19 protein-coding genes are annotated in these 24,635 nt (G+C 64.0%); all 19 read left to right on the top strand.

All coding sequences use genetic code 11. The features are described from left to right. The first annotated feature begins 7 nt into the window (after positions 1-7). Positions 8-1,174 carry a flagellar assembly peptidoglycan hydrolase FlgJ gene (flgJ, locus tag APH33_RS17285; RefSeq protein ID WP_054886319.1) on the top strand — a complete coding sequence of 389 codons (1,167 nt, stop codon included), beginning with the start codon at positions 8-10 and terminating at the stop codon, positions 1,172-1,174. A gap of 12 nt (positions 1,175-1,186) precedes the next feature. Next, the gene (gene flgK / locus APH33_RS17280) at positions 1,187-3,235 is read left to right on the top strand and encodes a flagellar hook-associated protein FlgK (RefSeq protein WP_054886318.1); all 2,049 of its coding nucleotides are present in this window, start codon (positions 1,187-1,189) and stop codon (positions 3,233-3,235) included. 13 nt (positions 3,236-3,248) lie between these two features. After that, entirely contained in the window at positions 3,249-4,820 is a 1,572-nt protein-coding gene (locus tag APH33_RS17275) for a flagellar hook-associated protein 3 (protein WP_054886317.1), read from the top strand. A gap of 74 nt (positions 4,821-4,894) precedes the next feature. Next, positions 4,895-8,461 carry a glycosyltransferase gene (locus APH33_RS17270; protein WP_054886316.1) on the top strand — a complete coding sequence of 1,189 codons (3,567 nt, stop codon included), beginning with the start codon at positions 4,895-4,897 and terminating at the stop codon, positions 8,459-8,461. A gap of 225 nt (positions 8,462-8,686) precedes the next feature. Next, the gene (gene rfbF / locus APH33_RS17265; RefSeq protein WP_054886315.1) at positions 8,687-9,460 is read left to right on the top strand and encodes a glucose-1-phosphate cytidylyltransferase; all 774 of its coding nucleotides are present in this window, start codon (positions 8,687-8,689) and stop codon (positions 9,458-9,460) included. Beyond that, positions 9,442-10,524 (top strand): CDP-glucose 4,6-dehydratase, encoded by a 1,083-nt coding sequence (rfbG, locus tag APH33_RS17260; RefSeq protein WP_054886314.1) that lies wholly within the window; start codon positions 9,442-9,444, stop codon positions 10,522-10,524. The genes rfbF and rfbG overlap by 19 nt, the downstream gene beginning before the upstream one ends. Further along, the gene (locus APH33_RS17255) at positions 10,521-11,081 is read left to right on the top strand and encodes a dTDP-4-dehydrorhamnose 3,5-epimerase family protein (RefSeq protein ID WP_054886313.1); all 561 of its coding nucleotides are present in this window, start codon (positions 10,521-10,523) and stop codon (positions 11,079-11,081) included. Before rfbG ends, APH33_RS17255 begins: the two co-directional genes overlap by 4 nt. Then, the gene (locus APH33_RS17250) at positions 11,078-12,304 is read left to right on the top strand and encodes a class I SAM-dependent methyltransferase (protein WP_054886312.1); all 1,227 of its coding nucleotides are present in this window, start codon (positions 11,078-11,080) and stop codon (positions 12,302-12,304) included. The genes APH33_RS17255 and APH33_RS17250 overlap by 4 nt, the downstream gene beginning before the upstream one ends. After that, positions 12,301-13,179: an NAD(P)-dependent oxidoreductase gene (locus APH33_RS17245; RefSeq protein ID WP_054886311.1), complete on the top strand. Its 879-nt coding sequence runs from the start codon at positions 12,301-12,303 to the stop codon at positions 13,177-13,179. Before APH33_RS17250 ends, APH33_RS17245 begins: the two co-directional genes overlap by 4 nt. Further along, positions 13,169-14,236, top strand: a complete 1,068-nt coding sequence (locus tag APH33_RS17240; RefSeq protein WP_054886310.1) for a class I SAM-dependent methyltransferase — start codon at positions 13,169-13,171, stop codon at positions 14,234-14,236. Before APH33_RS17245 ends, APH33_RS17240 begins: the two co-directional genes overlap by 11 nt. Positions 14,237-14,256: 20 nt before the next feature. Then, positions 14,257-14,994 (top strand): cephalosporin hydroxylase family protein, encoded by a 738-nt coding sequence (locus APH33_RS17235; RefSeq protein WP_054886344.1) that lies wholly within the window; start codon positions 14,257-14,259, stop codon positions 14,992-14,994. A 30-nt stretch (positions 14,995-15,024) separates the two neighbouring features. Beyond that, positions 15,025-17,922, top strand: a complete 2,898-nt coding sequence (locus tag APH33_RS17230; protein ID WP_054886309.1) for a TIGR00180 family glycosyltransferase — start codon at positions 15,025-15,027, stop codon at positions 17,920-17,922. Positions 17,923-18,182: 260 nt separating this feature from the next. After that, positions 18,183-19,118, top strand: a complete 936-nt coding sequence (locus APH33_RS17225; protein ID WP_054886308.1) for a ketoacyl-ACP synthase III — start codon at positions 18,183-18,185, stop codon at positions 19,116-19,118. A gap of 251 nt (positions 19,119-19,369) precedes the next feature. Next, complete coding sequence (locus APH33_RS17220) at positions 19,370-20,221, top strand: flagellin domain-containing protein (RefSeq protein WP_054886307.1); 852 nt, start codon at positions 19,370-19,372, stop codon at positions 20,219-20,221. Between the two features lie 72 nt (positions 20,222-20,293). Continuing rightward, complete coding sequence (locus APH33_RS17215; protein ID WP_054886306.1) at positions 20,294-20,668, top strand: flagellar protein FlaG; 375 nt, start codon at positions 20,294-20,296, stop codon at positions 20,666-20,668. Positions 20,669-20,748: 80 nt separating this feature from the next. Further along, positions 20,749-22,158 (top strand): flagellar filament capping protein FliD, encoded by a 1,410-nt coding sequence (gene fliD, locus APH33_RS17210; protein WP_054886305.1) that lies wholly within the window; start codon positions 20,749-20,751, stop codon positions 22,156-22,158. Between the two features lie 152 nt (positions 22,159-22,310). Next, complete coding sequence (fliS, locus tag APH33_RS17205; RefSeq protein WP_054886304.1) at positions 22,311-22,706, top strand: flagellar export chaperone FliS; 396 nt, start codon at positions 22,311-22,313, stop codon at positions 22,704-22,706. Positions 22,707-22,723: 17 nt separating this feature from the next. Then, positions 22,724-23,020: a flagellar protein FliT gene (locus APH33_RS17200; RefSeq protein ID WP_054886303.1), complete on the top strand. Its 297-nt coding sequence runs from the start codon at positions 22,724-22,726 to the stop codon at positions 23,018-23,020. A gap of 167 nt (positions 23,021-23,187) precedes the next feature. Continuing rightward, a partial coding sequence (gene fleQ, locus APH33_RS17195) for a transcriptional regulator FleQ (RefSeq protein WP_054886302.1) occupies positions 23,188-24,635 on the top strand: 1,448 nt, incomplete at its 3' end.

The raw sequence follows: 24,635 nt of genomic DNA, 5'->3' as shown, positions 1-24,635 counted from the left end.
GCCGCGGATGAATTCGAAAAGCCTGGTCTCCAGCCACGCCGACAGCGGTGCCTACACCGACCTCAATCGCCTGAGCTCGCTCAAGCACGGTGATCGCGACAGCGATGCCAACGTGCGCAAGGTAGCCCAGGAGTTCGAGTCGCTGTTCATCAGCGAGATGCTCAAGGCCTCGCGCAAGGCCAGCGATGTGCTGGCCGATGACAACCCGATGAACAGCGAGACGGTCAAGCAGTACCGCGACATGTACGACCAGCAGCTGGCCGTGAGCATGTCCCGCGAGGGTGGCGGTATCGGCCTGCAGGACGTGCTGGTGCGCCAGCTGTCGAAGCACAAGAGCACCCCGGTCAACACCAGCCCGTTCCCACGCGTCGACGGCAGCGCGCCGACGCTGTGGGGCAACAAGGTGGCCGACCCGGTGCAGGCTACCCAGTCCACGGCCACGCGCAACGATGTCGCCGCGCTCAACTCGCGGCGCCTGGCGCTGCCGGGCAAGCTCACCGATCGCCTGCTGGCCGGCATCGTGCCTTCGGCCACCAGCCCGGCCGCAACCACCCATACCGCCGCCGTGCCGGCCCGTGACGGGCAGCAGGTGGCCAAGGCCATCGCCATCCCGGACAACGGCCTGCGCATCACCGGCCGTGCCGTGGCGCAGCCGCCACTGGCGCCGAAGAAAGCTTTTGCCGACAGCGACGAATTCGTCGCCACCATGCTGCCGATGGCCGAGCAGGCCGCCAAGCGCATTGGTGTCGATCCGCGTTACCTGGTGGCCCAGGCCGCCCTGGAAACCGGTTGGGGCAAGTCGGTGATGCGCAACAGCGATGGCAGCAGCAGCCACAACCTGTTCGGCATCAAGGCCAGCAGTAACTGGCAAGGTGATTCGGCGCGGGCGATCACCAGCGAATTCCGCGACGGCCAGTTCGTCAAGGAGACCGCAGCGTTCCGTTCCTATGACTCGTACCAGGACAGTTTCCACGACCTGGTGAGCCTGTTGCAGAGCAATTCGCGCTATCAAGATGCGGTGAAGTCGGCCGATAACCCAGAACAATTCGTGCGAGAGCTGCAAAAGGCCGGTTACGCCACCGACCCGAACTACGCCAGCAAGATCTCGCAGATCGCAAGACAGATGAAGTCGTACGAGAGCTACGCAATGCTCGGTACCACAACGAAACTTTAAGGGTATGGAACCATGGCGAGTCTGATCAATATTGGTATGTCGGGGCTTGGCGCCGCGCAGTCGGGGATGTACACCCTCGGTAACAACATTGCCAACGCCGATGTCGAGAGCTACTCGCGCCAGCAGAACGTGCAGAAGACCAAGGGCGGCCAGCAGGTCGGCCAGGTGTTCATCGGCAGCGGCACCACCCTGGCCGACGTGCGTCGGGTGTACAACGCGTTCCTCGAGAACCAGCTGCGCACCACCACCTCGCTGAGCAGCGACGCCACCTCGTACCTGAATCAGATCACCCCGCTGGACACCGCCCTGTCGAGCAGCGACACCGGCATCACCGCCGCGCTGCAGAGCTTTTTCACCGCGTTGCAGGACGCCTCGGCCAAACCGACCGAAGATGCCTCGCGCCAGCTGCTGCTGACCAGTGCTCAATCCCTGGCCAAGCGCTTCAATACCCTGTCGTCCCAGTTCAACCAGCAGAACAGCGACATCAATTCCAACATGGCGTCGATCGCCGACAAGGTCAATGCATTGACCAAGTCGATTGCCGACCTCAACGGCCAGATTTCCAAGATGACGGCGGTCAACGGCCAGCCCAACGACCTGCTCGACCAGCGCGATGGCGCGGTGCGCGAGTTGTCGGCGCTGATCGGTGCCGACGTGGTTGAGCAGAAGAACGGCAACTATGACGTCTACCTGAAAAACGGCCAGGCCCTGGTGCTGGGCAACACCACTCAGACTATCGGCGTCGAGCCGAGCGCCACCGACCCGACCCGCATGAGCCTGATCCTCAATCGCGGCTCGACCAAGATGGACATCACCAACAGCACCACAGGTGGTGAGCTGGGCGGCCTGATCCGCTACCGCAAGGAAACCCTCGACCCGGCGATGAATGAGCTTGGCCGTGTGGCCCTGGTGGTGGCCGATGCCATCAACAGCCAGCTTGCGCAGGGGATCGACAAGAATGGCGAGTTTGGTGCGGCGATGTTTGCCGACATCAACAGCGCCGCAGCCATCAGCCAGCGCAGTATCGCCAAGGCGGGCAACAGCGCAGGCTCCGGCAACCTCGATGTCACCATCAAGGACACCGGCAAGCTGACCACCAGCGATTACCAGGTCACCTTCACCAGCGACAAACAGTACACCGTGCGCAAGTTGCCCGATGGTACCGACATGGGCACCTACAGCCTGGACGACGACCCGGCGCCGGTCATCGATGGTTTCAGCCTGGCGCTCAATGGTGGCGCCCTGAGCGCGGGTGACAGCTTCAAGATCACCCCGACGCGCAACGCTGCTGCCAACATCGAAGCGACCCTGACCGATCCCAAGCGCCTGGCCATGGCCGCGCCTTTGACCGGCACCAGTGGTTCGGGCAACAAGGGCACCGGCGCCATCACCCAGCCGACCCTGACTTCCGAGCTGGATATCTACGATGCAGCCCAGCGTGCCGACCTGCAGACCGGCATCAAGTATTCGACGCCGGTCAAGCTGGTGTTCGGTGACGACACTGCCTCGCCGCAGGCGTATACGATGTACGACTCCAAGGGCAATGCCATTGGCAGCGGCACCATCGTGCCGGGCCAGGACAACAAGCTGCAGTTGTCGGTGCCGATGGTCGATGCCAGTGGCAACCCGATCATGGATGGCGCCACGCAGAAGACCTTCAGCTTCGAGATGACCGTCTCCGGCACACCGAAGAACGGTGACAGCTTCACCGTGGCAATGACCGCGTCGGGTTCGGCCGACAATCGCAACGCCCAATCGGTGCTGGACCTGCAGACCAAGGGTACCGTCGAAGTCGGTGCCGACGGCAAGGGCATCAGCTTCACCGATGCCTATGCCAAGCTGGTGTCAAACGTGGGCGGCAAGGCCGGCCAGGCACAGATGGACAGCGACGCCACCAACGCGCTGCACACCTCGGCCCTGGAAGGGCGCAATGGCTTGTCCGGGGTATCGATCGATGAAGAAACCGGCAACCTGATCAAGTTCCAGCAGTACTACACCGCGTCGTCGCAGATCATCAAGGCGGCCCAGGAAACCTTCGCCACCCTGATCAACAGTCTTTAAGGAGCCGTAGATCGTGAGCGTACGCATCTCTACTTCGCAGTTCTACAACACCACCCAGTCCAACTATCAGAAGAACTTCGCCAATGCGGCGAAGAGCCAGCAGGACGCCAGCGACAATATTCGCGTGCGTTCAGCCAAGGACGACCCGGTGGGCGCCGCGCGTCTGCTGCAGCTTGAGCAGCAACAGAACCTGCTCGCCCAGTACAACGGCAACACCACCAACGTGCGCAATGCCCTGGGCACCGCCGAAAGCACCCTGAACTCGATCGGCACCATCCTGCAGCGGGTCAACGAACTGGCGGTCAGCTCCGGTAACGCCGGTTTCGCCGACGCCGACCGCAAGGCCAACGCCGCCGAGCTGGACTCGCTGGAGCAGCAGCTGTTCAGCCTGATGAACAGCAAGGACGAGAACGGCAAGTACATCTTCTCCGGCTCCAAGGGTGACACCCAGCCCTACGTGCGCAACGCTGATGGTACCTACACCTACCAGGGCGACCAGTCGCAGCTGAAGCTGCAGGTGGGCGACATGCTCAGCCTGGCCGCCAACGAGACCGGCTACGACGCCTTCGAGCAGGCGCTGAACACCAGCCGCAGCCAGACCACGCTGACCGCGCCGGCTACCGATGATGGCCGCGTCAGCCTGTCCAACGGCCAGGTCTCCGGCAGCGCCACCTACAACGACCGTTTCCGCAGTGGCGAGCCTTACAGCATCGAATTCACCAGCAGTACCGAATTCAAGATCACCGACGCCAGCGGCACCGATGTCACCCTTGAGGCGACCCAGGGTGGCAAGTTCGACCCCAACGGCGAAAATACCCAGATCACCTTCCGCGGTGTCGACCTGCGCCTGGAAATCAGCTTCAAGGCCGGTGATTCCGCTGACCCGGATGCGGCGATTGCCGGCCACACCTTCAGCCTTGCCTCCAAGCCTGACCAGATCAGCGGCACTCGCAGCCCGGGCAACGCCTCGTCGGCACAGATTACCGGCGCCAGCGTGGTCGACCAGGCCGCCTACAAGGCCGCGTTCCCGGAAGGTGCGGTACTCAAGTTCACCAGCGCCACCGATTTCGAGCTGTATGCGGCACCGGTCAGTGCCAACAGCAAGCCGATCTCCTCGGGCACGTTGAGCGGTTCCACCGCAACGGCCATGGGCGTGCAGTTCGAGCTGTCGGGGGCGCCGAGCGCCGGCGACTCGTTCTCGGTCAAGGTCGACACCCATCAGACTCAGAACATCCTCGACACCATCAGCCAGCTGCGCGCCGCGCTGAACACCCCGATCGACGGTGATCCGGCGGCTGCGCAAACCTTCAAGGCAGCGCTGGACTCGGCCATCGGCAACATCGCCAGCGCCACCAATCAGGTGACTTCGTCGATCGCCTCGATCGGTGGCCGGGGCCAGGCGCTGGACGTGCAGGCCGAGACCAATTCGGCGCTGAGCGCGGAGAACACCAAGACCCAGACGTCGATCCGCGAAAGCGATCCGGCCGAAGTGATGATCCGCCTGACCATGCAGACCAACATGCTGCAAGCCTCGCTGCAGGCATACGCCAAGGTCGCCGGCCTGTCGCTGGTCAACTACATCTGATAACGCTGCGTGCGTAGTCAATCGTGCGCTGTCACCGTCAGGTGCGGCGCACTTTTTTTTGCAAGGTCGTCAACGTGAACGAAAAGCCTCTCGTCAGTATCGTCATCCCCGCCTACAGCTCGCGGTTCTTCGCCATGGCCCTGCAAAGCGCACTGGGCCAGACCTACGATGCACTGGAGGTGCTGGTCTGCGACGACAGCGAAAGCGAGGAGATCGAGGCGATCGTCAACGCCCTCGACGATGAGCCCCGTGTGCGCTATGTGCGCAATGCCCGGCACCTGGGCTTTGTCGGCAACCTGCTGCGCGCCGTCGAGCTGGCCCGTGGCGAGCTGGTCAAGGTGCTGTGCGACGACGATCGGCTGTTCCCGCAATGCGTGGCACATCAGGCCCAGGCCCTGCAGCAGCATGAGGAAGTCGGCCTGGTGCTGTCCCAGCGCGTGCTGTGCGACGAGAACAATTTCATCCTGCCGATGCGCATTGCCAATGCGCGCTTCGCCAACGTCGACAGCCTGTTCAAGGGCGAAGACATGTTGGCGATGCTCGACGGCCGGCCGGTGAACTTCCTCGGCAACTTCTCGGCCGCGCTGATGCGCCGCGAGCAGGCCCTGCAGTGGCTGCAGGCACTGACCGGTGATGGCCTGAGCTTTGTCGCGCTGCTTGACCTGGCGCTGTTCGCCTGCCTGATGCGCCGTGGCAACATGATCATGCTCAGCGAGCCCGGCCTGATCGAGCGCCTGCATCCGCAGCGCCTGAGCAAGCAGGATGCGGTGGTGCAAGGGGCGCCGCAGGAGTGGCGCTGGATGATGCAGATGCTCGCCGCACGCAGCGGTGAAGCGGCACCGGCCAGCGGCTGGGTGCGCTATGTACCGCTGACCGAGGCGCAGGAGCAGCCGCGCCAGTGGCAGGAACTATGCGTGGCGCGGATCATCAGCAACTGGCAGACCCGCCTGGGCGGCCGGGTCGGCAGTGACTGCGAGAGCTATGCCGAGCTGTACCAGCAATGGCTGGCGGCGCGCCGCTTCAGTGACGTGCAGCGCGGCCTGCTGCCGCAGGCGATCGCCGCCTGGCCGCAGCAGCCGCGCATCGTGCCGCTGGTGCTGGATGTCGCAGGCGATGCCGGGGCGCTGGAGCAGACCCTGCAAAGCCTGGCACGGCAGCTGTACCCGGTGCATGCCTGCGTGGTCCTGAGCGATGCCGCGCCCGTCAGCACGCTAGCGCTGGTGCAGCAACCGCTGCAGGCCGACTGGCCGCAGCAGCTCAACCAGCTGCTGGCCTCGCTGCAGGATGCCGACTGGGTCTACCTGCTGCGCGCTGGCGACCGCCTGAGCGAGTCGGCCACGTTGCTGCTGGCCGAGCGTGCGGCCGTGTTCCCGAGCCTGGCCTGTGCCTACAGTGACGAAGGGGCCTGGCTGGATGGCTTGCCGGGTGAGCCGGTCTTCAAGCCGGACTTCAACCTCGACCTGCTGCGCAGCTACCCCTACGTTGGCCGTACCCTGGCCTTTGCCCGCGAGGCGATCGTCGACCTGGGCGGCTTCGATGCCGGCTTCACCGAGCTGGCACCGCATGACCTGCTCTGGCGCCTGGTCGAGACCCGCGGCCCGCAGGTCATCGAACATATTGCCGAAATCCAGGTGCAGTCGAGCTTGAGCTTTGCGCAGTGGTTGTCGCTGCCTGAGGTGATCGCCCAGAGCGAGGCGGTGCTTGCCGCACACCTGCGGCGCCTGGGTGTGGCGCACAGCATCCGGCACGACGACCTGGCGCTGCTCAATCGCGTCCACTACCTGCACGGCGACACCCCTTTGACCTCGATCATCGTCCCGGTGGGCCGCGACTTGGTCAGCTTGCAGTCGTGTGTCGAAGGCCTGATCGAGCGTACCGCCCAGGGGCGATACGAAGTGCTCATGGTGGCGGGGGCTGCCGCCGAGGGTGACATGGCAGCCTGGCTGCAGGCCATGGACGAGCTGGGTGCCGACATGCTGCGAGTGATCCGCAGCCCTGGCGACTCCCGCATCCAGTTGATTGACACTGCCGCCGCGCAGGCGCGTGGTGACTACCTGCTGTTGCTCGACCCTGGCGTGCAGGTGCTCGACGGCCATTGGCTGGACGAGATGCTGCAGCACGCCCAGCGCCCGGAAGTGGCGGTGGTCGGTGCCCGGCTGGTCGATGGCCAGGGGCGGGTGGTCGAGGCGGGCTGGGTGCTGGGGGCGTCCAGCGTGGCCGGCCCGGCGTTTGCCGGCGAGGATATGCAGTCGCGCGGCTACCTGCAGCGTTTGCAGGTGGTACAGAACTGGAGCGCCGTCGGCGGTGCCTGCCTGATGGTGCGCAAGCGCGTCTTCGACGACCTCGGTGGCTTGGCTGCGCAGCCGCTCGGCCAGGGCATGGCTGAGCTCGACCTGTGCCTGCGTGCCGGCGCCCAGGGCTATCTGGTGGTGGGCACGCCGTATGCCACCCTGCTCAAGCGCGAGGTGCCGGCCGAGTCCGACGGTCTCGACCGGCAAGTGCTGCTGGAACAGCAACAGGTGTTCTGCGAGCGCTGGCTGAGCAAGGTGATCCGTGACCCGGCCTACAACCCGAACCTTGGGCTGGCTGCCGCCGACTTCAGCCTCGAACCGAGCCTGCGCGGCAGCTGGAGTCCGCTGTGCGCCCGTGCCCTGCCGTCGGTGCTGGGCTTGCCGATCAACGACAGCGCCGTTGGCCACTACCGTGTCGAGCAGCCGTTCAAGCAGCTGGAAGCGGCCGGGCGTGTGGTCGGACGGGTGGTCTACGAATCGCCGACCGTGGTCCAGTTGGCACGCATGGACCCGGATGTGATCATTCTGCAATTGCGGCACAACGATGACTCGGTCCGCGACATCGAGCGCATCGCCCGTTTTTCCAATGCCCGACGCATCTTCGAGATCGACGACTACGTGCTCAGCGCGCCGAAGAAGAACACCCATGCGCGCAACAAACCGGCCGACATCGAGCAGCACCTGCGCCGCGGCATCAGCCTGTGCGACCGTGTCGTGGTGACCACCCAGGCGCTCGCCAACGCGCTGTCGGACATGCACCACGACATCCGCGTGGTACCGAACATGCTCGCCCCGCACCTGTGGACGCAGCTGCCGCCCAGTCGCCGGGGCACCTCCAGCAAGCCGCGGGTGGGCTGGGGAGGGGGCACCAGCCACAGTGGCGACCTGGAAATCATCGCCGACGTGGTGCGCGAGCTGGCCGACGAGGTGGAGTGGGTGTTCTTCGGTATGTGCCCGGATGTGCTCAGGCCGTATATCCACGAATACCACCCGGGCGTTCCGCTGGCGCTTTACCCGGCCAAGCTGGCCAGCCTCAACCTCGACCTGGCCCTGGCGCCGCTGGAATTCCACATCTTCAACGACTGCAAGAGCAATCTGCGCTTGCTGGAATACGGTGCCTGCGGCTATCCGACCATCTGCACCGACACCGAGGCCTACCGTGGCTACCTGCCCTGCACGCGGGTCTATGGCAATGGCACCGAGGAATGGCTGCGGGCGATCCGTTCGCACCTGGCCGACCCGGTAGCCAGCTACCGCATGGGTGACGAGCTGCGCGAGGCGGTGATGCGCGACTTCGTGTTGCGCGACGACAACCTGCGCCATTGGGAATGGGGCTGGTTGGCCGACTGAGATCCATCTCGAACAATCCGCAAACCCTGTGGGAGAGGGTTTACCCGCGAACACCGGCAAAGGCGGTGCCAGGCATCGCGTAGGCTGATTCGCGGGTAAACCCGCTCCCACAGAAATTGCGTTTCGCCTGGAGCCAGATTGGCGCATTTCCTGCAGTAGCCCTCGATATCGCCATAAATCCTTCGCCCTGGCGGTGCCGGCGGCGCGAAGTACATGAGGAAATCGATGAAGGCAGTCATTCTGGCGGGTGGGCTCGGCACGCGGATCAGCGAAGAGTCGCATCTGAAGCCCAAACCGATGATCGAAATCGGTGGCAAGCCAATTCTTTGGCACATCATGAAGCAGTATTCGGCGCACGGTATCCACGACTTCGTGATCTGCCTGGGCTACAAGGGCTACGCGATCAAGGATTTCTTCGCCAACTACTTCCTGCACACCTCCGACGTCACCTTCGACATGCGCGCCAACCGCATGGATGTCCATCAGAACTACAGCGAGCCATGGCGCGTGACACTGGTCGACACCGGCGAGGAAACCATGACCGGCGGCCGGCTGCGCCGTGCGGCCCGTTACCTGGAAGGTGAAAAGGCGTTCTGCTTCACCTACGGCGACGGGGTTTCCGACATCGACATCGGTGCGCTGGTCGACTTCCACCATGCCCACGGCCGGTTCGCCACGGTCACCGCCGTGCAGCCGCCGGGGCGTTATGGCGCCCTGCAGCGCGACGGCGACCAGGTGCTGGGCTTTACCGAAAAACCACGCGGCGATGGCGGCTGGATCAACGGTGGGTTCTTCGTGCTGTCCCCTGAGGTGCTGCCCTATATCGACGGCGACACCACCTCCTGGGAAGCCGAGCCGCTTTCGCGGTTGGCCAGCGAGGGGCAATTGCATGCCTTCGCCCATGAAGGTTTCTGGCATCCGATGGACACCCTGCGCGACAAGAATCACCTCGAACAGCTGTGGAGCAGCGGGGAGGCACCATGGAAGCAGTGGGCCTGAGCCCTGCGTTCTGGGCTGGCAAGCGCATCCTGGTCACGGGCCACACCGGTTTCAAGGGCAGCTGGCTGGTGCTCTGGCTGCAGAGCCTGGGTGCCAAGGTGACCGGCTTCGCCCTGGATCCGGCGACCGAGCCGAGCCTGTTCGAACTGGCCCGGGTCGGCGAGGGCATCGATGACCGCCGTGGCGACGTACGTGATCTCGGCGTATTGCTGGAACTGATCGCCGAGGTGCAGCCGGAAATCGTCCTGCACCTGGCGGCCCAGCCGCTGGTCCGGGAGGGCTACCGGGACCCGCTGGGGACTTACTCCACCAATGTCATGGGCACCCTCAACCTGCTGGAGGCGATCCGCCAGGTCGGGGGCGTGCGTGCCTGTGTGGTGGTCACCACCGACAAGGTCTACGCCAACCAGGAATGGGCCTGGCCCTATCGCGAGAACGAAGCGTTGGGCGGGCATGACCCCTATAGCAGCAGCAAGGCCTGCTGCGAGCTGCTGGCCCAGTCCTACGCGGCATCGTTCTTTCCACTCGATAAGCATGCCGAGCACGGCCTGAGCCTGGCCACCGCCCGCGCCGGCAATGTGCTGGGCGGGGGCGACTTTTCCCCTGAGCGGCTGATCCCCGATGTGCTCAAGGCCTGGTCCGCGGGGGAGCCGGTGACGCTGCGCCTGCCCCAGGCGGTACGCCCCTGGCAGCACGCCCTGGAGCCGCTGGCTGGCTACCTGGCGCTGGCGGCTGGCCTGTATCAGCAAGGCCCGCGCTTTGCCGGCGCGTGGAATTTCGGCCCCGGTGACGACGACATGTGCAGTGTCGGCGAGGTCGTCCAGTTGCTCGCCGGGCAATGGCCGCAGGCGCCGGGGGTGGAACTGCAGAAAAGCGAGATGCACGAAGCCGGGCTGCTGCGCCTGGACAGCTCGCGCGCACGCCAACTGCTTGGCTGGCGCCCGCGCTGGACACTCGGCGAATGCCTGGAGCAAACCCTGAACTGGCACCTGGCCTGGCGCAAGGGCATGGACATGCGCGCGGTCTGCCTGACCCAGCTGAGCCTTTACCAGGAGTCGCTGTGAGTCAGTACAGCTTGCATGCCTTGCCGCTGTCGGGCCTTGCCCGCATCGAGCACCGCCGCGCTGAAGACGCCCGTGGCGCCTTCTCGCGGTTGTACTGCGAAGACAGCCTGGAGCGCTTCGGCGCGCCGTTCCACATCCGCCAGATCAACCGTTCGCTGACCCGTCAGCGTGGCAGTGTGCGTGGCCTGCACTACCAGGCCGGACCGCAGCCGGAAAGCAAGTACATCACCTGCATGCGCGGTGAGGTATGGGACGTGGTAGTCGACCTGCGCGCCGATTCGCCGACGTTCCTGCACTGGCACGCCGAGCATCTGCAGGCCGGCGACGCGAGCAGCCTGCTGGTGCCGGCAGGCTTCGCCCACGGCTTCCAGGCCCTGAGCGACGATGCCGAGCTGCTGTACCTGCACAGCGCCGACTATGCCCCCGAGCATGAGGGCGGGCTGTCGGTGTTCGACCCGCGCCTGGCGATCGCCTGGCCGTTGCCCGTGATCAACCTCTCGGCCCGGGATGAGCTGCATCCTTGGCTGGACGACTGCTTTACCGGAGTGACCGTATGAATTGCCGTGGTTGTGGCAGCGCCTTGCACCTGCCATTGATCGACCTGGGAACCTCGCCGCCTTCGAACGCCTACCTGCGTCCCGAGCAACTGGCCGAGGCTGAACAGTGGGTGCCGCTGAAGGTGGCGGTGTGCGAACAGTGCTGGCTGGTGCAGACCGAAGACTACACGCGCGCCGAGCAGCTGTTCGACGCCGATTATGCTTATTTCAGCTCCTACTCCAGTTCCTGGCTGGCGCATGCCGAAACCTACGTGGCGGGCATGGTCGAGCGCTTCGCGCTGGGCCAGGATAGCCGCGTGGTCGAGATCGCTGCCAATGACGGTTATCTGCTGCAGTACGTGGCGGCACGTGGCATCCCGTGCCTGGGCGTCGAGCCGACCCGCAGCACCGCTGCGGCGGCGCGGGCCAAGGGCCTGGAGATCCGTGAAGTGTTCTTTGGCCGTGAGGTGGCCGCGCAGCTGGCCGCCGAAGGCTGGAGCGCCGACCTGATGGCGGCCAACAACGTGCTCGCCCATGTGCCGGACATCAACGATTTCCTCGGGGGCTTCGCGACCTTGCTCAAGCCAGCCGGCGTCGCCACCTTCGAATTCCCCCACCTGCTGTCGCTGATTGCCGAACACCAGTTCGACACCCTGTACCACGAGCATTACTCCTACCTGTCCCTGACCGCTGTGCAGGGCCTTTGCCAGCGCAATGGTCTGGAGATTTTCGACGTGCAGGAACTGCCTACTCATGGCGGTTCGCTGCGGGTATTCGTGCAGCGCGCCGACGGCCAGCGCCGGCCTGCGCAAGCGGCCGTCGCCAGCCTGCTGGCCCTGGAAGAGGATGTGGGCGTGCGCAGCGCCGGGTTCTATTCGAGCCTGGCGCCGGCCGCCGAGCGCATAAAGCTGCAGCTGTTGCGATTCCTGCTCGATGCCAAGGCCGCAGGCAAGCGTGTGGTCGGCTATGGGGCGGCCGCCAAGGGTAACACCTTGCTCAACTATGCCGGCGTCAAGGCTGACCTGCTGGCTTGGGTGGCCGATGCCAACCCGCACAAACAGGGCAAGTTCCTGCCGGGCAGCCGTATACCCGTGGTGGCGCCGGCGCGCCTGGCCGAGGAGCAGCCGGACTATGTGCTGGTGCTGCCGTGGAACCTGCTGCGCGAGGTCAGCGAGCAGCAGGCCGGCATCCGCGAGTGGGGCGGCAAGTTCGTGATCGCCGTGCCTGAGCTGACCGTGCTATGACCGGTCTGCATGTGCTGGTGACAGGCGCCACCGGGTTCGTTGGCCGCCACCTGGTTACCGAACTGCTGGCCCGTGGCTGCCGGGTGCGCGCCATTGCCCGCGACGTGCAGCGCGCACGCAGCATGCCGTGGTTCGACCAGGTGCAGTTCGTCGCCGGCGACCTGCACCAGGCCGATGCCGAGCAGGTGGGGCGCTGGGTCGAGGGCATCGATGCGCTTGCCCACCTGGCCTGGCCAGGGTTGCCCAACTATCAGGCGTTGTTCCATCTGGAGCAGAACCTGATGGCCGACTACCGCTTCATCAAGTACGCGGTCGAAGCTGGCGTGCGCCAGGTGCTGGTCACCGGCACCTGCTTCGAGTACGGCATGCAGAATGGCCCGCTGGACGAGCAGTGCCCGGCTCGCCCGGGCAATCCCTACGGGCGGGCCAAGCACAGCCTGCATCAGTTCCTCCAGGCGTTGCAGTTGCACACGCCGTTTGTTCTGCAATGGGCGCGGCTGTTCTACCTGCATGGCCAGGGGCAGAACCCCAACAGCCTGCTGGCCGCCCTCGACCGTGCCATCGACAGCGGTGCGACGGCCTTCGACATGTCTGCCGGCGAGCAGCTGCGCGATTTCCAGCCCGTCACCGAGGCCGCGCGGCAGCTGGCCGGGCTGCTGCACTGCCGGGCGTTCTCCGGCGTGGTCAACTGTGCCAGCGGCCAGCCGCGGGCGGTGCGCAGCCTGGTCGAGCAGCGCCTGCGCGAGCGCGGCGCCAAGGTGGCGCTCAACCTCGGCCATTACCCCTATCCAAGCCACGAGCCGATGGCGTTCTGGGCCGTGACCGAGCGACTCACGCAACTGCTGGCTGCCCAAGGAGAACCTGATGGCCTATGAACTGTATCGTGCGGTCGGCCTGCCCGTACTGCAGAATCGCACCTTCGCCGATGCCGCCAGCGCGCAGGCATCCGCCAGCGGCGATCTGTGCCTGGTTCAGGACGAGCGTACCGGTCTGGTCTACAACCAGGCCTTCGACGCCTCCCTGCTCAGCTACGACAGCGACTACCAGAACGAACAGGCCCTGTCGCCGGCGTTCCAGCGTCACCTGGACGCGGTGGAGGGCCTGGTGGCCCGGCACTTCGCCGGTCAGCGCCTGATCGAGGTGGGGTGTGGCAAGGGCTACTTTCTCGAACTGCTGCGCCAGCGTGGCCACCAGGTGACCGGCATCGACCCGGCCTACGAGGGCGACAACCCGGACGTGATCAAGGCGCCGTTCACCCGCGCCCTGGGGCTGGCCGCCGATGCGGTGGTGCTGCGTCACGTGCTGGAGCATATCGCCGACCCGCTGGCCTTCCTCGGGGCTATCGCCGACGCCAACCAGGGCGGGCTGATCTACATCGAAGTGCCATGCCTGGACTGGATCCTCGAGCACCGTGCCTGGTTCGACCTGTTCTACGAGCACGTCAACTACTTCCGCCTGGACGACCTGCGCCGCTGCTTCGGCAAGGTGCTGGAATCCGGGCACCTGTTCAACGGCCAGTACCTGTACATCGTCGCCGACCTGGCCAGCCTGCGCGAGCCAGCCTTCGATGGCCAGCGCCTGCAACTGCCGTCTGGTTTCAGCGCCAGCCTCGAACGTGGCCAGGCCCTGGTGCGCGAACACGCCGGGCGCGGCGCGGCGATCTGGGGCGCCTCGTCCAAAGGGGTGATCTATTCGCTGTACCTGCAGCGCGCTGGCGTGCAGGTCGACCATGTGATCGATATCAACCCGGCCAAGCAAGGCCGCTATCTGCCGCTGAGCGGCCTGCGCGTGTCCTCGCCTGAAGAAGCGCTGGCCAGCATGCCCGATGGTGCGCAGGTGTTCGTGATGAATTCCAACTACCTGGACGAGATCCGCCGTGACACCGGCAACCGTTTCGTCTACCACGCGGTCGATGACGCCGCGTTCCAATGACCTTTGCAGAGACCGCCTCCATGACTGATACCAACGTCCACCAGGCCTTCGTCGCCGAGTGCAACGAGCAGATCGCCGCCCAGGGCCAGGACCAGAAGCTCCAGGGCCTGGCACGCGACCTGTTCAACGAATCGGCCAAGCACAAGTACAGCTACCACTTCTCGTGGATGGGCCGGCCGATCATCCAGCTGCCGCAGGACATGGTCGCCATGCAGGAACTGGTGTGGCGCATCAAGCCGGACCTGATCATCGAGTGCGGCATCGCCCACGGCGGTTCGATCATCTACTACGCCTCGCTGCTGCAGCTGCTGGGCCATGGTGAGGTGCTCGGCATCGACGTCGACATCCGTCCGCACAACCGCAAGGCCATCGAGGAGCACCCGATGGCGCACCGCATCAGCATGCTCGAAGGCTCGAGCATCGCGCCGGAGATGGTCGCCAAGGTGCGCCAGTTGGCCGAAGGCAAGAAGGTCATCGTCGTGCTCGACTCCAACCATACCCACCAGCACGTGCTCGACGAGCTGCGGGCCTATGCGCCGCTGGTATCGGTGGACAGCTATTGCGTGGTAATGGATACCGTGGTCGAGGACATGCCGGCCGACTTCTTCCCGGACCGCCCCTGGGGCCATGGCGACAACCCCAAGACTGCCGTGTGGCAATACCTGAAAGAGAACAGCGACTTCGAGATCGACCGCCAGGTGCAGGACAAGCTGTTGCTGACCGTCGCGCCGGACGGCTATCTGCGCCGCGTGCGCTGATTCTTCCTCAAGGTCCCCAGGAACACCCTTATGCAGCTTGAAAAGAACACGCCCATCGACAGCGGCCTGCGCGAGCGCTTCACGCTGGTGTTGATCACCCATAACCGCCCGGCGTTCCTGCGCCGGACCTTGCATTACTACCGCGACTTCCCGGCGAGCATCCTGGTGCTCGACTCGTCGAACCAGGCCGATGCCACGCTGCAGGCGGACTACCCGCAGGTGGATTACCGCCACCTGCCGCAGTACACCTACCGCGGCCTGCAGGAAAAGCTCAGCTATGGCGTGAACGAAGTGCGCACGCCGTTCATGACCTTTGCCGCGGACGACGATTTCCTGTTGTTCGATGCCATGGCGCAGTCGGTGGAGTTCCTGACGCAGAATCCGGACTACGGCGTCTGCCATGGTTACGGCATGATGTACGTGGCGCACGGTACCGAGGTGCATTTCTATCGTCGGGACAAGCGTGTGCAGGAGGATTATTGCAGCGACGATCCGGCCCAGCGCCTGGTCGAGTTCATGGGCCAGTTCCTGCCACCGTTCTACGCGGTCACCCGTACCGACCTGCTGCAGCAGTGGTATGCGCTGTTGCCGCCGGGCACCAGCTTCGAATGGCAGGAGATTGGCCACACCTTCTATCTGCTGGCCAACGCCAAGGCGCGCATCCTGCCGATCCCCTACGCGGTGCGGGAGGCCAACCTGGGCGGCTCGGACCACAACACCAATGTGCTCACCGTGCTGGCCAACCGCGATGAGCGCAGCTGCCAGGAGCGCGAGCAGTTTGCCGAATTCCTCGCCTCGGTTCCCAGTGCAATTGGCGCGCTGGGCGTCGAACAGGCCAGGCAGGTGGCCCTGGCCGGTTTCCAGGCCATGAGCGAAGGCCTGCTCAGCGGCCGTGCCCTGCACGGTTGCATGATCGTCACCTCGCGCTGGCATGTGCCGAGCCCTGAGCCGCAGCGGATCTTCGGCAAGCAGCAGTTCGTCGAGATGCCGTTCTACAACCAGCCGATGTTCGACCTGCTGGCAGAGCTGGAATTTCTTATCCATGCCATGCCGTGCGGGCGCCTGCAGCTGCGTGAGCTGGAGGCCATTCTGGTGCGCCAGCAGGCGCTGCTGCAGGTCAACGACAATGACAACGAACGCACGCTGCGCGCACGGCTCTGGCAGGCGCTGGCGCTGAGCCCGTTCAACCGGGTGGTGGTGCAGCGTCTGCTGGCCTCGCTCGAGGCCGTCGGTGACGAGGCCGAGGCCGCGCCCTTGCGCCCTTGGCTGGCGCGTCTGGAGGCCCTGCCGAGCTACGACAGCCAGGCGTTGCTCGATGCGCTGCCGTCCGGCCAGCTGCTGAGCTGGCTGGCGGCACGTGCCCCGGATGGCATTCAGCTGAACCTGGCCAGGCAACGCCTGGCCGCCGCCAACGGCGGGCCGAGCTTCGGCATCGTGCTGCTCGACCTGGAGGCGCAGATGGACAAGCTGCAGGCTACTTTCGACAGCCTGATGGCCGGGCCATGCCGTAATTTCAAGGTCGTGGTGCTGACCAGCGGCGACCTGCCGATGGTCACCCATGCAGGGCAGACCGTGCATTTCGTCAAGGCCGACGGCAAGGATCACGTGCGCATCATCAACCAGGCGGTTGCCGAGCTGGGCAGCGACTGGGTCATCCTCGCCGAGGCCGGCGATCGCTTTACCGCCAGCGGGCTGCTGCGAGCCAGCCTGGAGCTGCTGGAGGTGGAGGGTATTCGTGCGGTGGCCATGGATGAGGTGCAGGTACAGGCCGATGGCCGCCTGCGCGAAGTGCTGCGTCCGGGTACCAGCCTCGATCTGTTGCAGAGCGTGCCAGGGGCGATGGCGCGGCACTGGCTGCTGCGTCGTGATCTGGTGCTGGCCGCCGGCGGGTTCGACAGCCAGTATCCATTGGCACTGGAGTTCGACCTGCTGCTGCGTCTGATCGGCGATGAGGGCCTTGCCGGCCTGGCGCACCTTGCCGAACCGCTGCTGATCTGCGCCGCGCCAAGCGCCGGCAGCCAGGACCAGGAGCGCGCGGTGCTGACCCGGCGCCTGGCCGAGCGCGGCTATACCGCCACCGTCGGCTCGGTGCATCCGGGCACTCACCAGATCGACTACCGTCATCCTGAACGGCCCGTGGTGTCGGTGCTGTTGCACTGCCAGGACAATGCCGATGAGCTGCAGCGCTGCCTGGTCAGCGTCCTGCAGCGCACCCGTTACCAGAACCACGAGATCGTCATTGCCGACAACGCCAGCCAATCGCCACCGCTGCGCGAGTGGCTGGCCAACCTGGCGGCCGCTGGCAGCCGCGTGCGGGTGGTCCGCAGCGAACAGCCGCTGGCGCCTGTGGCCATGCTCAACCTCGCCAGCCGTGAGGCCCGGGGCGAGTACCTGGTCCTGCTCGACAGCGCGGCCGAGGTGCTCAACGCCAATTGGCTGGAAGGCCTGCTAAACCAGGCTCAGCGCCCCGAGGTCGGGGTGGTCGGCGGCAAGCTGCTGGGGGCCGATGGCAAGGTGGTCGAGGCCGGGCTGGTGCTGGCGGGACAGGCGGGCATCCGCCCGGCGTTCCAGGGCGCGGCCAAGGATGCGCCGGGTTACTTGCAACGCCTGCAGGTGGAGCACAACGTGGCGGCGGTCTCCGGCTGCCTGATGGTGCGCACGCAGGTGCTGCACGCTCTGGGTGGCCTGGATGAGCAGCTGGCCACCCTCCGCGCCGCGCAGGTGGACCTGTGCCTGCAGGTTGCCGGGGCGGGCCTGCTGGTCGTCTGGACCCCGCAGGCTCAGGTGGTGCGCCATGGTGACGTGGAGCAACTGGTGGCCCCGGCGCATGCGCAGGATCCGTTCTATAACGCCGCCCACAGCCGCTGCGCGGCGTTGTTCACCCTGGATCCGCACAGCCGGGTGGAGTGGCAGGCGCTGTGCAGCTGAACGCTGCCTGCTGAGCGATGAACGCCATGGGCGCCCCCGCGCCCATGGCGTTTTCGTTTGCATCAGCCAGGCGCTTTGCCCATTCGACAAAAAGAGCGTGACTTGAGAGTCAGAACGCGCATCTTCACTGTATATTGTCGAAACCGGGAACCGCCGCGTCGCCCCCGGACAAACCGCCAAGGATCGGATCAACCGTATCGCTTGGCGTTTTGCCGTTCGGCCCAGGCGGGTATTTCGCTGTTACTGAATTGGGAAGCCATATGATTGGCATTAAAAGCATCGCCAGTTACGTGCCGGTCGAAGGCGTGGACAACTACGCCCAAGGCGCGAAATTCGGCAAGGACCAGGATTTCATCTTTGGCAAGATCGGTTCGACCTTCTTGCCACGCAAGGAAGCCGCGCAGGAAACCTCCGACCTCTGCGTAGAGGCCGTGAACAACCTGTTCGCCGCCAATCCGTCGCTGGACCCGGCAAGCATCGATGCGGTGATCGTGGTCACCCAGAACGGGGATGCCGAAGGGCTGCCGCACACTGCGGCGATCGTCCAGCACAAGCTGGGCCTGTCGACGGCCGTCGCCGCTTTCGATATTTCCCTGGGTTGCTCGGGCTACGTGTATGGCTTGTATGCCATGAAGGGCTTCATGGAAGCCGCTGGCCTGAAGAACGGCCTGCTGATCACCGCCGACCCCTATTCGAAGATCGTCGACCCCGAAGACCGCAACACCACCATGCTGTTCGGTGATGCCGCCACCGCCACCTGGATGGGCGAGGGCGCAGCCTGGCAACTGGGCAAGTCGCTGTTCGGCAGCGACGGTGGTGGTGCCGAGCATCTGCGTACCACCGATGGCAAGTTCTTCATGAATGGTCGCCAGGTCTACAACTTCGCCCTGGTCAAGGTGCCGGCGCACCTGCAGCAACTGCTCGAAACCAGCGAGCTGCAGGCCGGCGACATCGACCTGTACTGCCTGCATCAGGGCAGCGCGGCGATCGTCGATGCGGTGTCGGCGCGCTTCATCGAAGGCGAGCACAAGCAGAAGTTCGTCAAGGACATGGTCGAGACCGGCAATACCGTGTCGTCGAGCATTCCGCTGCTGCTGGAAAAGCACGTGCTCGGCTCCCAGCACAAGCGCGTGGCCCTGAGCGGTTTCGGCGTCGGTCTGTCCTGGGGTTCGGCAATCATCGAGCGCTGCGATTGAGCGAACAGTGCTGAAGCAGACGCCGCCGTTTCCAGGCGGCGTTTTCTTTTCTGCGTGGCTGCCGCCAGTGCCTGCATTCTGGCGTCAAGACCTTGATTTCATTGAGCTGGCAGGATGCCAGCAAATTTTTTCGAAAATCCGCTAAAGAAACCCGCCCTGACGAAGATAACTATTACGAAGGTTCTCTGTGCCACACCCGGCGAATTGCCAAGGCCGGAAGCCGTAGTACCCAATCCAACGAGGAATTCGTCATGGCTTTGACCGTTAACACCAACACCACCTCTCTGGGCGTTCAGAAAAACCTGAACCGTGCTTCCGATGCTCTGAGCACCTCGATGACCCGTCTGTCTTCCGGCCTGAAAATCAACAGCGCCAAAGACGACGCCGCCGGCCTGCAGATCGCTACCCGTATGACCTCGCAGATCCGCGGTCAGACCATGGCAATCAAAAACGCCAACGACGGTATCTCGGTTGCCCAGACCGCTGAAGGCGCGATGCAAGAGCAGACCAACATCCTGCAGCGTATGCGTGAACTGGCCGTCCAGTCGCGTAACGACACCAACAGCAAGGACGACCGCGACGCTCTGAACAAAGAGTTCGCCCAGATGTCCGACGAACTGAGCCGTATCGCCAAGTCCACCCAGCTGAACGGCAAGAACCTGCTGGACGGCAGCGCTGGCGTACTGACCTTCCAGGTCGGTTCCAACTCCGGTGCCAACAACCAGATCAGCATCCGTCTGGACAGCGGTTTCGATGCCCAGACCCTGAGCGTCGACTCGGCCGCCATCGCCATCACCGGTTCGACCAGCGCCGAAGCTGAAGCCAGCATGAACGCTGCGCTGGACGCGATCGACAAGGCTCTGCAGACCATCAACACCACCCGTGCCGACCTGGGTGCTTCGCAGAACCGTCTGACCTCTACCGTCAACAACCTGCAGAACATCAACGAGAACGCCGAAGCCGCTCGTAGCCGTGTTCAGGACACCGACTTCGCTGCCGAAACTGCTCAGCTGACCAAGCAGCAGACCCTGCAGCAAGCTTCGACTTCGGTTCTGGCCCAGGCCAACCAGCTGCCTTCCGCTGTACTGAAGCTGCTTCAGTAATCGCTGATGGCGACCGGCGGGGGAGTGCACGTTGAGGCGCTTCCCCGCCTTTTCATTGCGAGGTGGTAAGTCATGGACATGAGCGTCAAGCTGAACCTGTCCTACCCGACTGCTCGTCCGGCCGAACCGGCCGCCGACAAGCCGGTTGCCCGCACGGCTGAAGCGCCGCGTGGCAGTGGTATGCTGGAGGACAAGGCAGTCACGGCTGCCGAGCAGGCACACGATGCCGAAAAGGTGAAAAACGCCGTTTCGGAAATCGAGAAGTTTCTCAGTTCGACCCGACGCAACCTGGAGTTCTCCACTGATGAGGAGTCCGGCAAGATCGTGGTCAAAGTCATCGCCAGCGAGACTGGAGAGCTGATTCGCCAGTTGCCTTCGGAAGAGGCCCTGCGAATCGCCCACAGCCTGAGCGATGTAAACAGTCTTTTGTTCGACGCCAAGGCCTGACCGGCGGCGAATGCCGGAAGGCGAGATTCATGTCAGTCTTGCAGGAGCAGGACTGACGCTTCGAAAAGAGGGATAACGTTATGGCGAGCACACTTGTTTCCAGTATCGGCCAAGGTACTGGTCTGAACATCACTGACATGGTCAATGCATTGGTCACCGCCGATACTGCCGCCAAAAAGGCGCAGATCACCCGGCAGACCAGCAACAACTCGGCCATGATCTCGGGTGTGGGCTCGCTGCGCAGTGCCCTCACCGCGTACCAGGACGCGATGAAGAAGCTCAACGACCCGAAAGCGCCGTCGTTCAATGCTTATGCAGCGAAGTCGGCCAACGAGTCGGTGGTCAAGGTCACCGCAGGCAACACGGCAGTCGCCGGCAACTACGACATCATGGTCAACAAGTTGGCTACTGGCTCCAAGGTGGCCAGTCAGTCGTTCGCCGGGGGCTCGACCTCGGCCATCAGCGCCGGCCAGCTCAGTGTCAGCCAGGGTGGCAACACCTGGAAGCTCGACATTGCCAGTGGTGCGACCCTGGAAAGCGTGCGCGACCAGATCAACAAAGAGCTTGGCGTCCAAGGTATCTCGGCCAACATCGTCAACGGCGAGGGTGGTGCGCGCCTGGTGCTGAGCTCGACCACCACTGGTGCTGGCTCCGACCTGTCGCTCACCGGGATCCCCGAGCTGGAGATCGATGGCACCACGAAGATGACCGAGGCCGGTGGCGCGGGCTACATCACCGGCCTGGCTCAGGATGCCGAGCTGACCATCGACGGGCTGAAGGTGACCAGTGCCAAGAACACCGTGGACAATGCCATCAGTGGCATGACCCTGGAGCTCACCGGTACCACGCCGGTTGGCAGCACCACCGGGACCAGTGTCACCGTGTCGGCGGACAACGATGGTCTGCAGAAGTCGATCCAGTCGTTCGTCGATGCCTACAACACCTTGCAGAAGGCGATCACTTCGCTGACCTCGACTTCCAAGGATGACAACGACAACCTGGTGCTCGGCCCGCTGACCAACGACCCGACCACCCGTTCGTTGGTCAACGATATCCGCAAGGTGCTCTCGGAAGTGGGGGCGGGCAGCCAACTGACCACCCTGAGCCAGTTGGGTATCAATACCACCAAGGATGGTACCCTGGAGTTCAACTCCACCAAGTTCACAGCTGCGATGAGCGACAAGAAGCTGGGTTCGGAAGTGCAGGAGTTGTTCACTGGCACCAATGGCATCTTCGATCGCATGAACAAGGCCATCGATCCCTACAACTCCAGCGATGGCAGCCTTGCCACGCGCAAGGCCAGCCTGGACAAGGTCGCCAAGAACCTGGCTGACCAGCAGTTGGCATTGGACCGTCGCACCGAGTCGCTGACCGAGTCGCTGACCAAGAAGTTCGTGGCAATGGACACTGCGGTGGCCAAGCTCAATGCCCAGGCCAATCAGATCAAGTCGGTGTTCGATGCGCTGAACGCCCAGGCGAAGAACTCCTGATCGGCATCGCGACGCGAAGACACCAGCAAAGCGACAAAAGCCCGGCAGCGCCAGCAAGCGCGCCGGGCTTTTCGTTTTGCCGCTAAAGTTTTTTGACGTCTCGGCGATACACAGGGTACAAGCAACCTTTTTTGCAGCAACGAGGTAGATCCATGAACCCGATGTTGGCCCTTCGGCAATACCAGAAAGTCAACGGCGTGGCCCAGACATCCGAAGCCAGTCCTCACCGCCTGGTGCAGATGCTCATGCAGGGCGGGCTGGACCGCATGGCGCAGGCCAAGGGTGCGATTGCGCGCAACGATATCGCCCAGAAAGGCATCCTGATCGGCAAGGCCATCGACATCATCGGCGGCCTGCGCGAGGGCCTGGATCTGGAAAACCACGCCGACAGCCTGGCCGAACTGGACAGCCTGTACACCTACATGAGCCGCCGCCTGATCGAAGCCAACGCCAAGAGCGACCCGGCCATCATCGATGAAGTGGCGCGGCTGCTGATTACCGTCAAGGAAGGTTGGGACGCCATCGGCGAGCAGTCGTCGGCTTCCTGAGCCAGGAGGAGGGTGCCATGAGCGATGTAATCGCCCGAATCGAACAGACCCGCCAGTTGTTGCTGACGGCACTGGAGAAGCGCGACTGGGATGCGGTGGGTGAACTGGATCTGGATTGCCGCCTGCGTATCAATGATGTACTAGGCGAGGCGCACGGCCAGGAAGCCGACGTTCGCGACAGTCTTGAGCAATTGCTGGTCGTTTACCGGCAACTGATTGAAGTTGCAAGTGGTGAGCGTCAATCAATAGTCGACGAGATGACACAAATCCGTCAGGCGAAAAATGCCGCTAAGGTATACCATCTGTTCAGCTGACCACAGATGTGCAAAAAGCCGGGCGCCATTAATTTGACTGCATCGGCTTTTTTGACTTTACTAGTGGCTGTTTTCGAATTCCAGACGTCCGAACACTGACCATTCAGTCGGAGATGTCGAGCATGCCCTGAAAAGGGCGCCGATATGACTAGGGAAGTTGCTATTGCATGTGGCGTGAAACCAAGATTCTCCTGATCGATGACGACAGTGCACGCCGCCGCGATCTGGCGGTGGTCCTGAACTTTCTCGGCGAAGAAAACCTCCCTTGCTCCAGCCAGGACTGGCAGCAAGTCGTAGGGAGCCTGTCTTCGAGTCGTGAAGTGCTCTGCGTGCTGATCGGTACCGTCAATGCCCCGGGCAGTGTCCTTGGGCTGCTTAAGACAGTGGCTGGGTGGGATGAGTTCCTTCCGGTTTTGCTGATTGGTGAAATTTCTTCTGTGGAGTTCCCGGAAGAGTTGCGCCGTCGGGTCCTGTCCAACCTTGAAATGCCGCCGAGCTACAGCCAGTTGCTCGATTCGCTGCACCGCGCCCAGGTCTATCGCGAGATGTACGACCAGGCGCGGGAGCGCGGTCGGCAGCGCGAGCCCAACCTGTTCCGCAGCCTGGTCGGCACCAGCCGTGCCATCCAGCACGTGCGGCAGATGATGCAGCAGGTGGCCGATACCGACGCCAGCGTGTTGATCCTTGGCGAGTCCGGCACTGGCAAGGAGGTGGTCGCGCGCAACCTGCACTACCACTCCAAGCGCCGCGAAGCGCCGTTCGTGCCGGTCAACTGCGGGGCGATCCCTGCCGAATTGCTGGAAAGCGAACTGTTCGGCCATGAGAAGGGCGCCTTCACCGGCGCGATCACCAGCCGTGCCGGGCGCTTCGAGCTGGCCAATGGCGGTACGCTGTTCCTCGACGAGATCGGCGACATGCCGTTGCCGATGCAGGTCAAGCTGCTGCGTGTGCTGCAGGAACGTACCTTCGAGCGCGTGGGCAGCAACAAGACCCAGAGCATCGACGTGCGCATCATTGCGGCGACGCACAAGAACCTCGAAACCATGATCGAGGGTGGGACGTTCCGCGAAGACCTGTACTACCGCCTCAATGTGTTCCCGATCGAGATGGCGCCACTGCGCGAGCGCGTGGAAGACATCCCGTTGCTGATGAACGAGCTGATCTCGCGCATGGAGCACGAGAAGCGCGGTTCGATCCGCTTCAACTCCGCCTCGATCATGTCGCTGTGCCGGCATGGCTGGCCGGGCAACGTGCGGGAGCTGGCCAACCTGGTCGAGCGCATGGCGATCATGCATCCGTATGGGGTGATCGGGGTGTCGGAGCTGCCGAAGAAGTTCCGTTACATCGATGACGAGGACGAGCAGCTGGTCGACAGCCTGCGCAGTGACCTCGAAGAGCGCGTGGCAATCAATGGCCATGCGCCGAACTTCAGCAATCATGCGATGTTGCCGCCGGAGGGCCTGGACCTGAAGGATTACCTCGGTAGCCTCGAGCAGGGCCTGATCCAGCAGGCGCTGGACGATGCCAACGGTATCGTTGCTCGCGCGGCTGAACGTTTGCGCATTCGCCGCACCACCCTGGTCGAGAAGATGCGCAAATACGGCATGAGCCGCCA

Origin of the sequence: Pseudomonas sp. NBRC 111130 (assembly GCF_001320485.1) — a bacterium.
Classification (GTDB): Bacteria; Pseudomonadota; Gammaproteobacteria; order Pseudomonadales; family Pseudomonadaceae; genus Aquipseudomonas; species Aquipseudomonas vlassakiae.
This window is presented reverse-complemented; position numbering and strand designations above follow the sequence as displayed.

Bases quoted from the DNA above. Each gene is read 5' to 3' on its own strand.
- flgJ (WP_054886319.1), top strand. From the start codon at position 8: ATGAATTCGAAAAGCCTGGTCTCCAGCCACGCCGACAGCGGTGCCTAC.
- flgK (WP_054886318.1), top strand. From the start codon at position 1,187: ATGGCGAGTCTGATCAATATTGGTATGTCGGGGCTTGGCGCCGCGCAG.
- rfbF (WP_054886315.1), top strand. From the start codon at position 8,687: ATGAAGGCAGTCATTCTGGCGGGTGGGCTCGGCACGCGGATCAGCGAA.
- rfbG (WP_054886314.1), top strand. From the start codon at position 9,442: ATGGAAGCAGTGGGCCTGAGCCCTGCGTTCTGGGCTGGCAAGCGCATC.
- APH33_RS17250 (WP_054886312.1), top strand. From the start codon at position 11,078: ATGAATTGCCGTGGTTGTGGCAGCGCCTTGCACCTGCCATTGATCGAC.
- APH33_RS17245 (WP_054886311.1), top strand. From the start codon at position 12,301: ATGACCGGTCTGCATGTGCTGGTGACAGGCGCCACCGGGTTCGTTGGC.
- APH33_RS17240 (WP_054886310.1), top strand. From the start codon at position 13,169: ATGGCCTATGAACTGTATCGTGCGGTCGGCCTGCCCGTACTGCAGAAT.
- APH33_RS17235 (WP_054886344.1), top strand. From the start codon at position 14,257: ATGACTGATACCAACGTCCACCAGGCCTTCGTCGCCGAGTGCAACGAG.
- APH33_RS17230 (WP_054886309.1), top strand. From the start codon at position 15,025: ATGCAGCTTGAAAAGAACACGCCCATCGACAGCGGCCTGCGCGAGCGC.
- APH33_RS17225 (WP_054886308.1), top strand. From the start codon at position 18,183: ATGATTGGCATTAAAAGCATCGCCAGTTACGTGCCGGTCGAAGGCGTG.
- APH33_RS17220 (WP_054886307.1), top strand. From the start codon at position 19,370: ATGGCTTTGACCGTTAACACCAACACCACCTCTCTGGGCGTTCAGAAA.
- APH33_RS17215 (WP_054886306.1), top strand. From the start codon at position 20,294: ATGGACATGAGCGTCAAGCTGAACCTGTCCTACCCGACTGCTCGTCCG.
- fliD (WP_054886305.1), top strand. From the start codon at position 20,749: ATGGCGAGCACACTTGTTTCCAGTATCGGCCAAGGTACTGGTCTGAAC.
- fliS (WP_054886304.1), top strand. From the start codon at position 22,311: ATGAACCCGATGTTGGCCCTTCGGCAATACCAGAAAGTCAACGGCGTG.
- APH33_RS17200 (WP_054886303.1), top strand. From the start codon at position 22,724: ATGAGCGATGTAATCGCCCGAATCGAACAGACCCGCCAGTTGTTGCTG.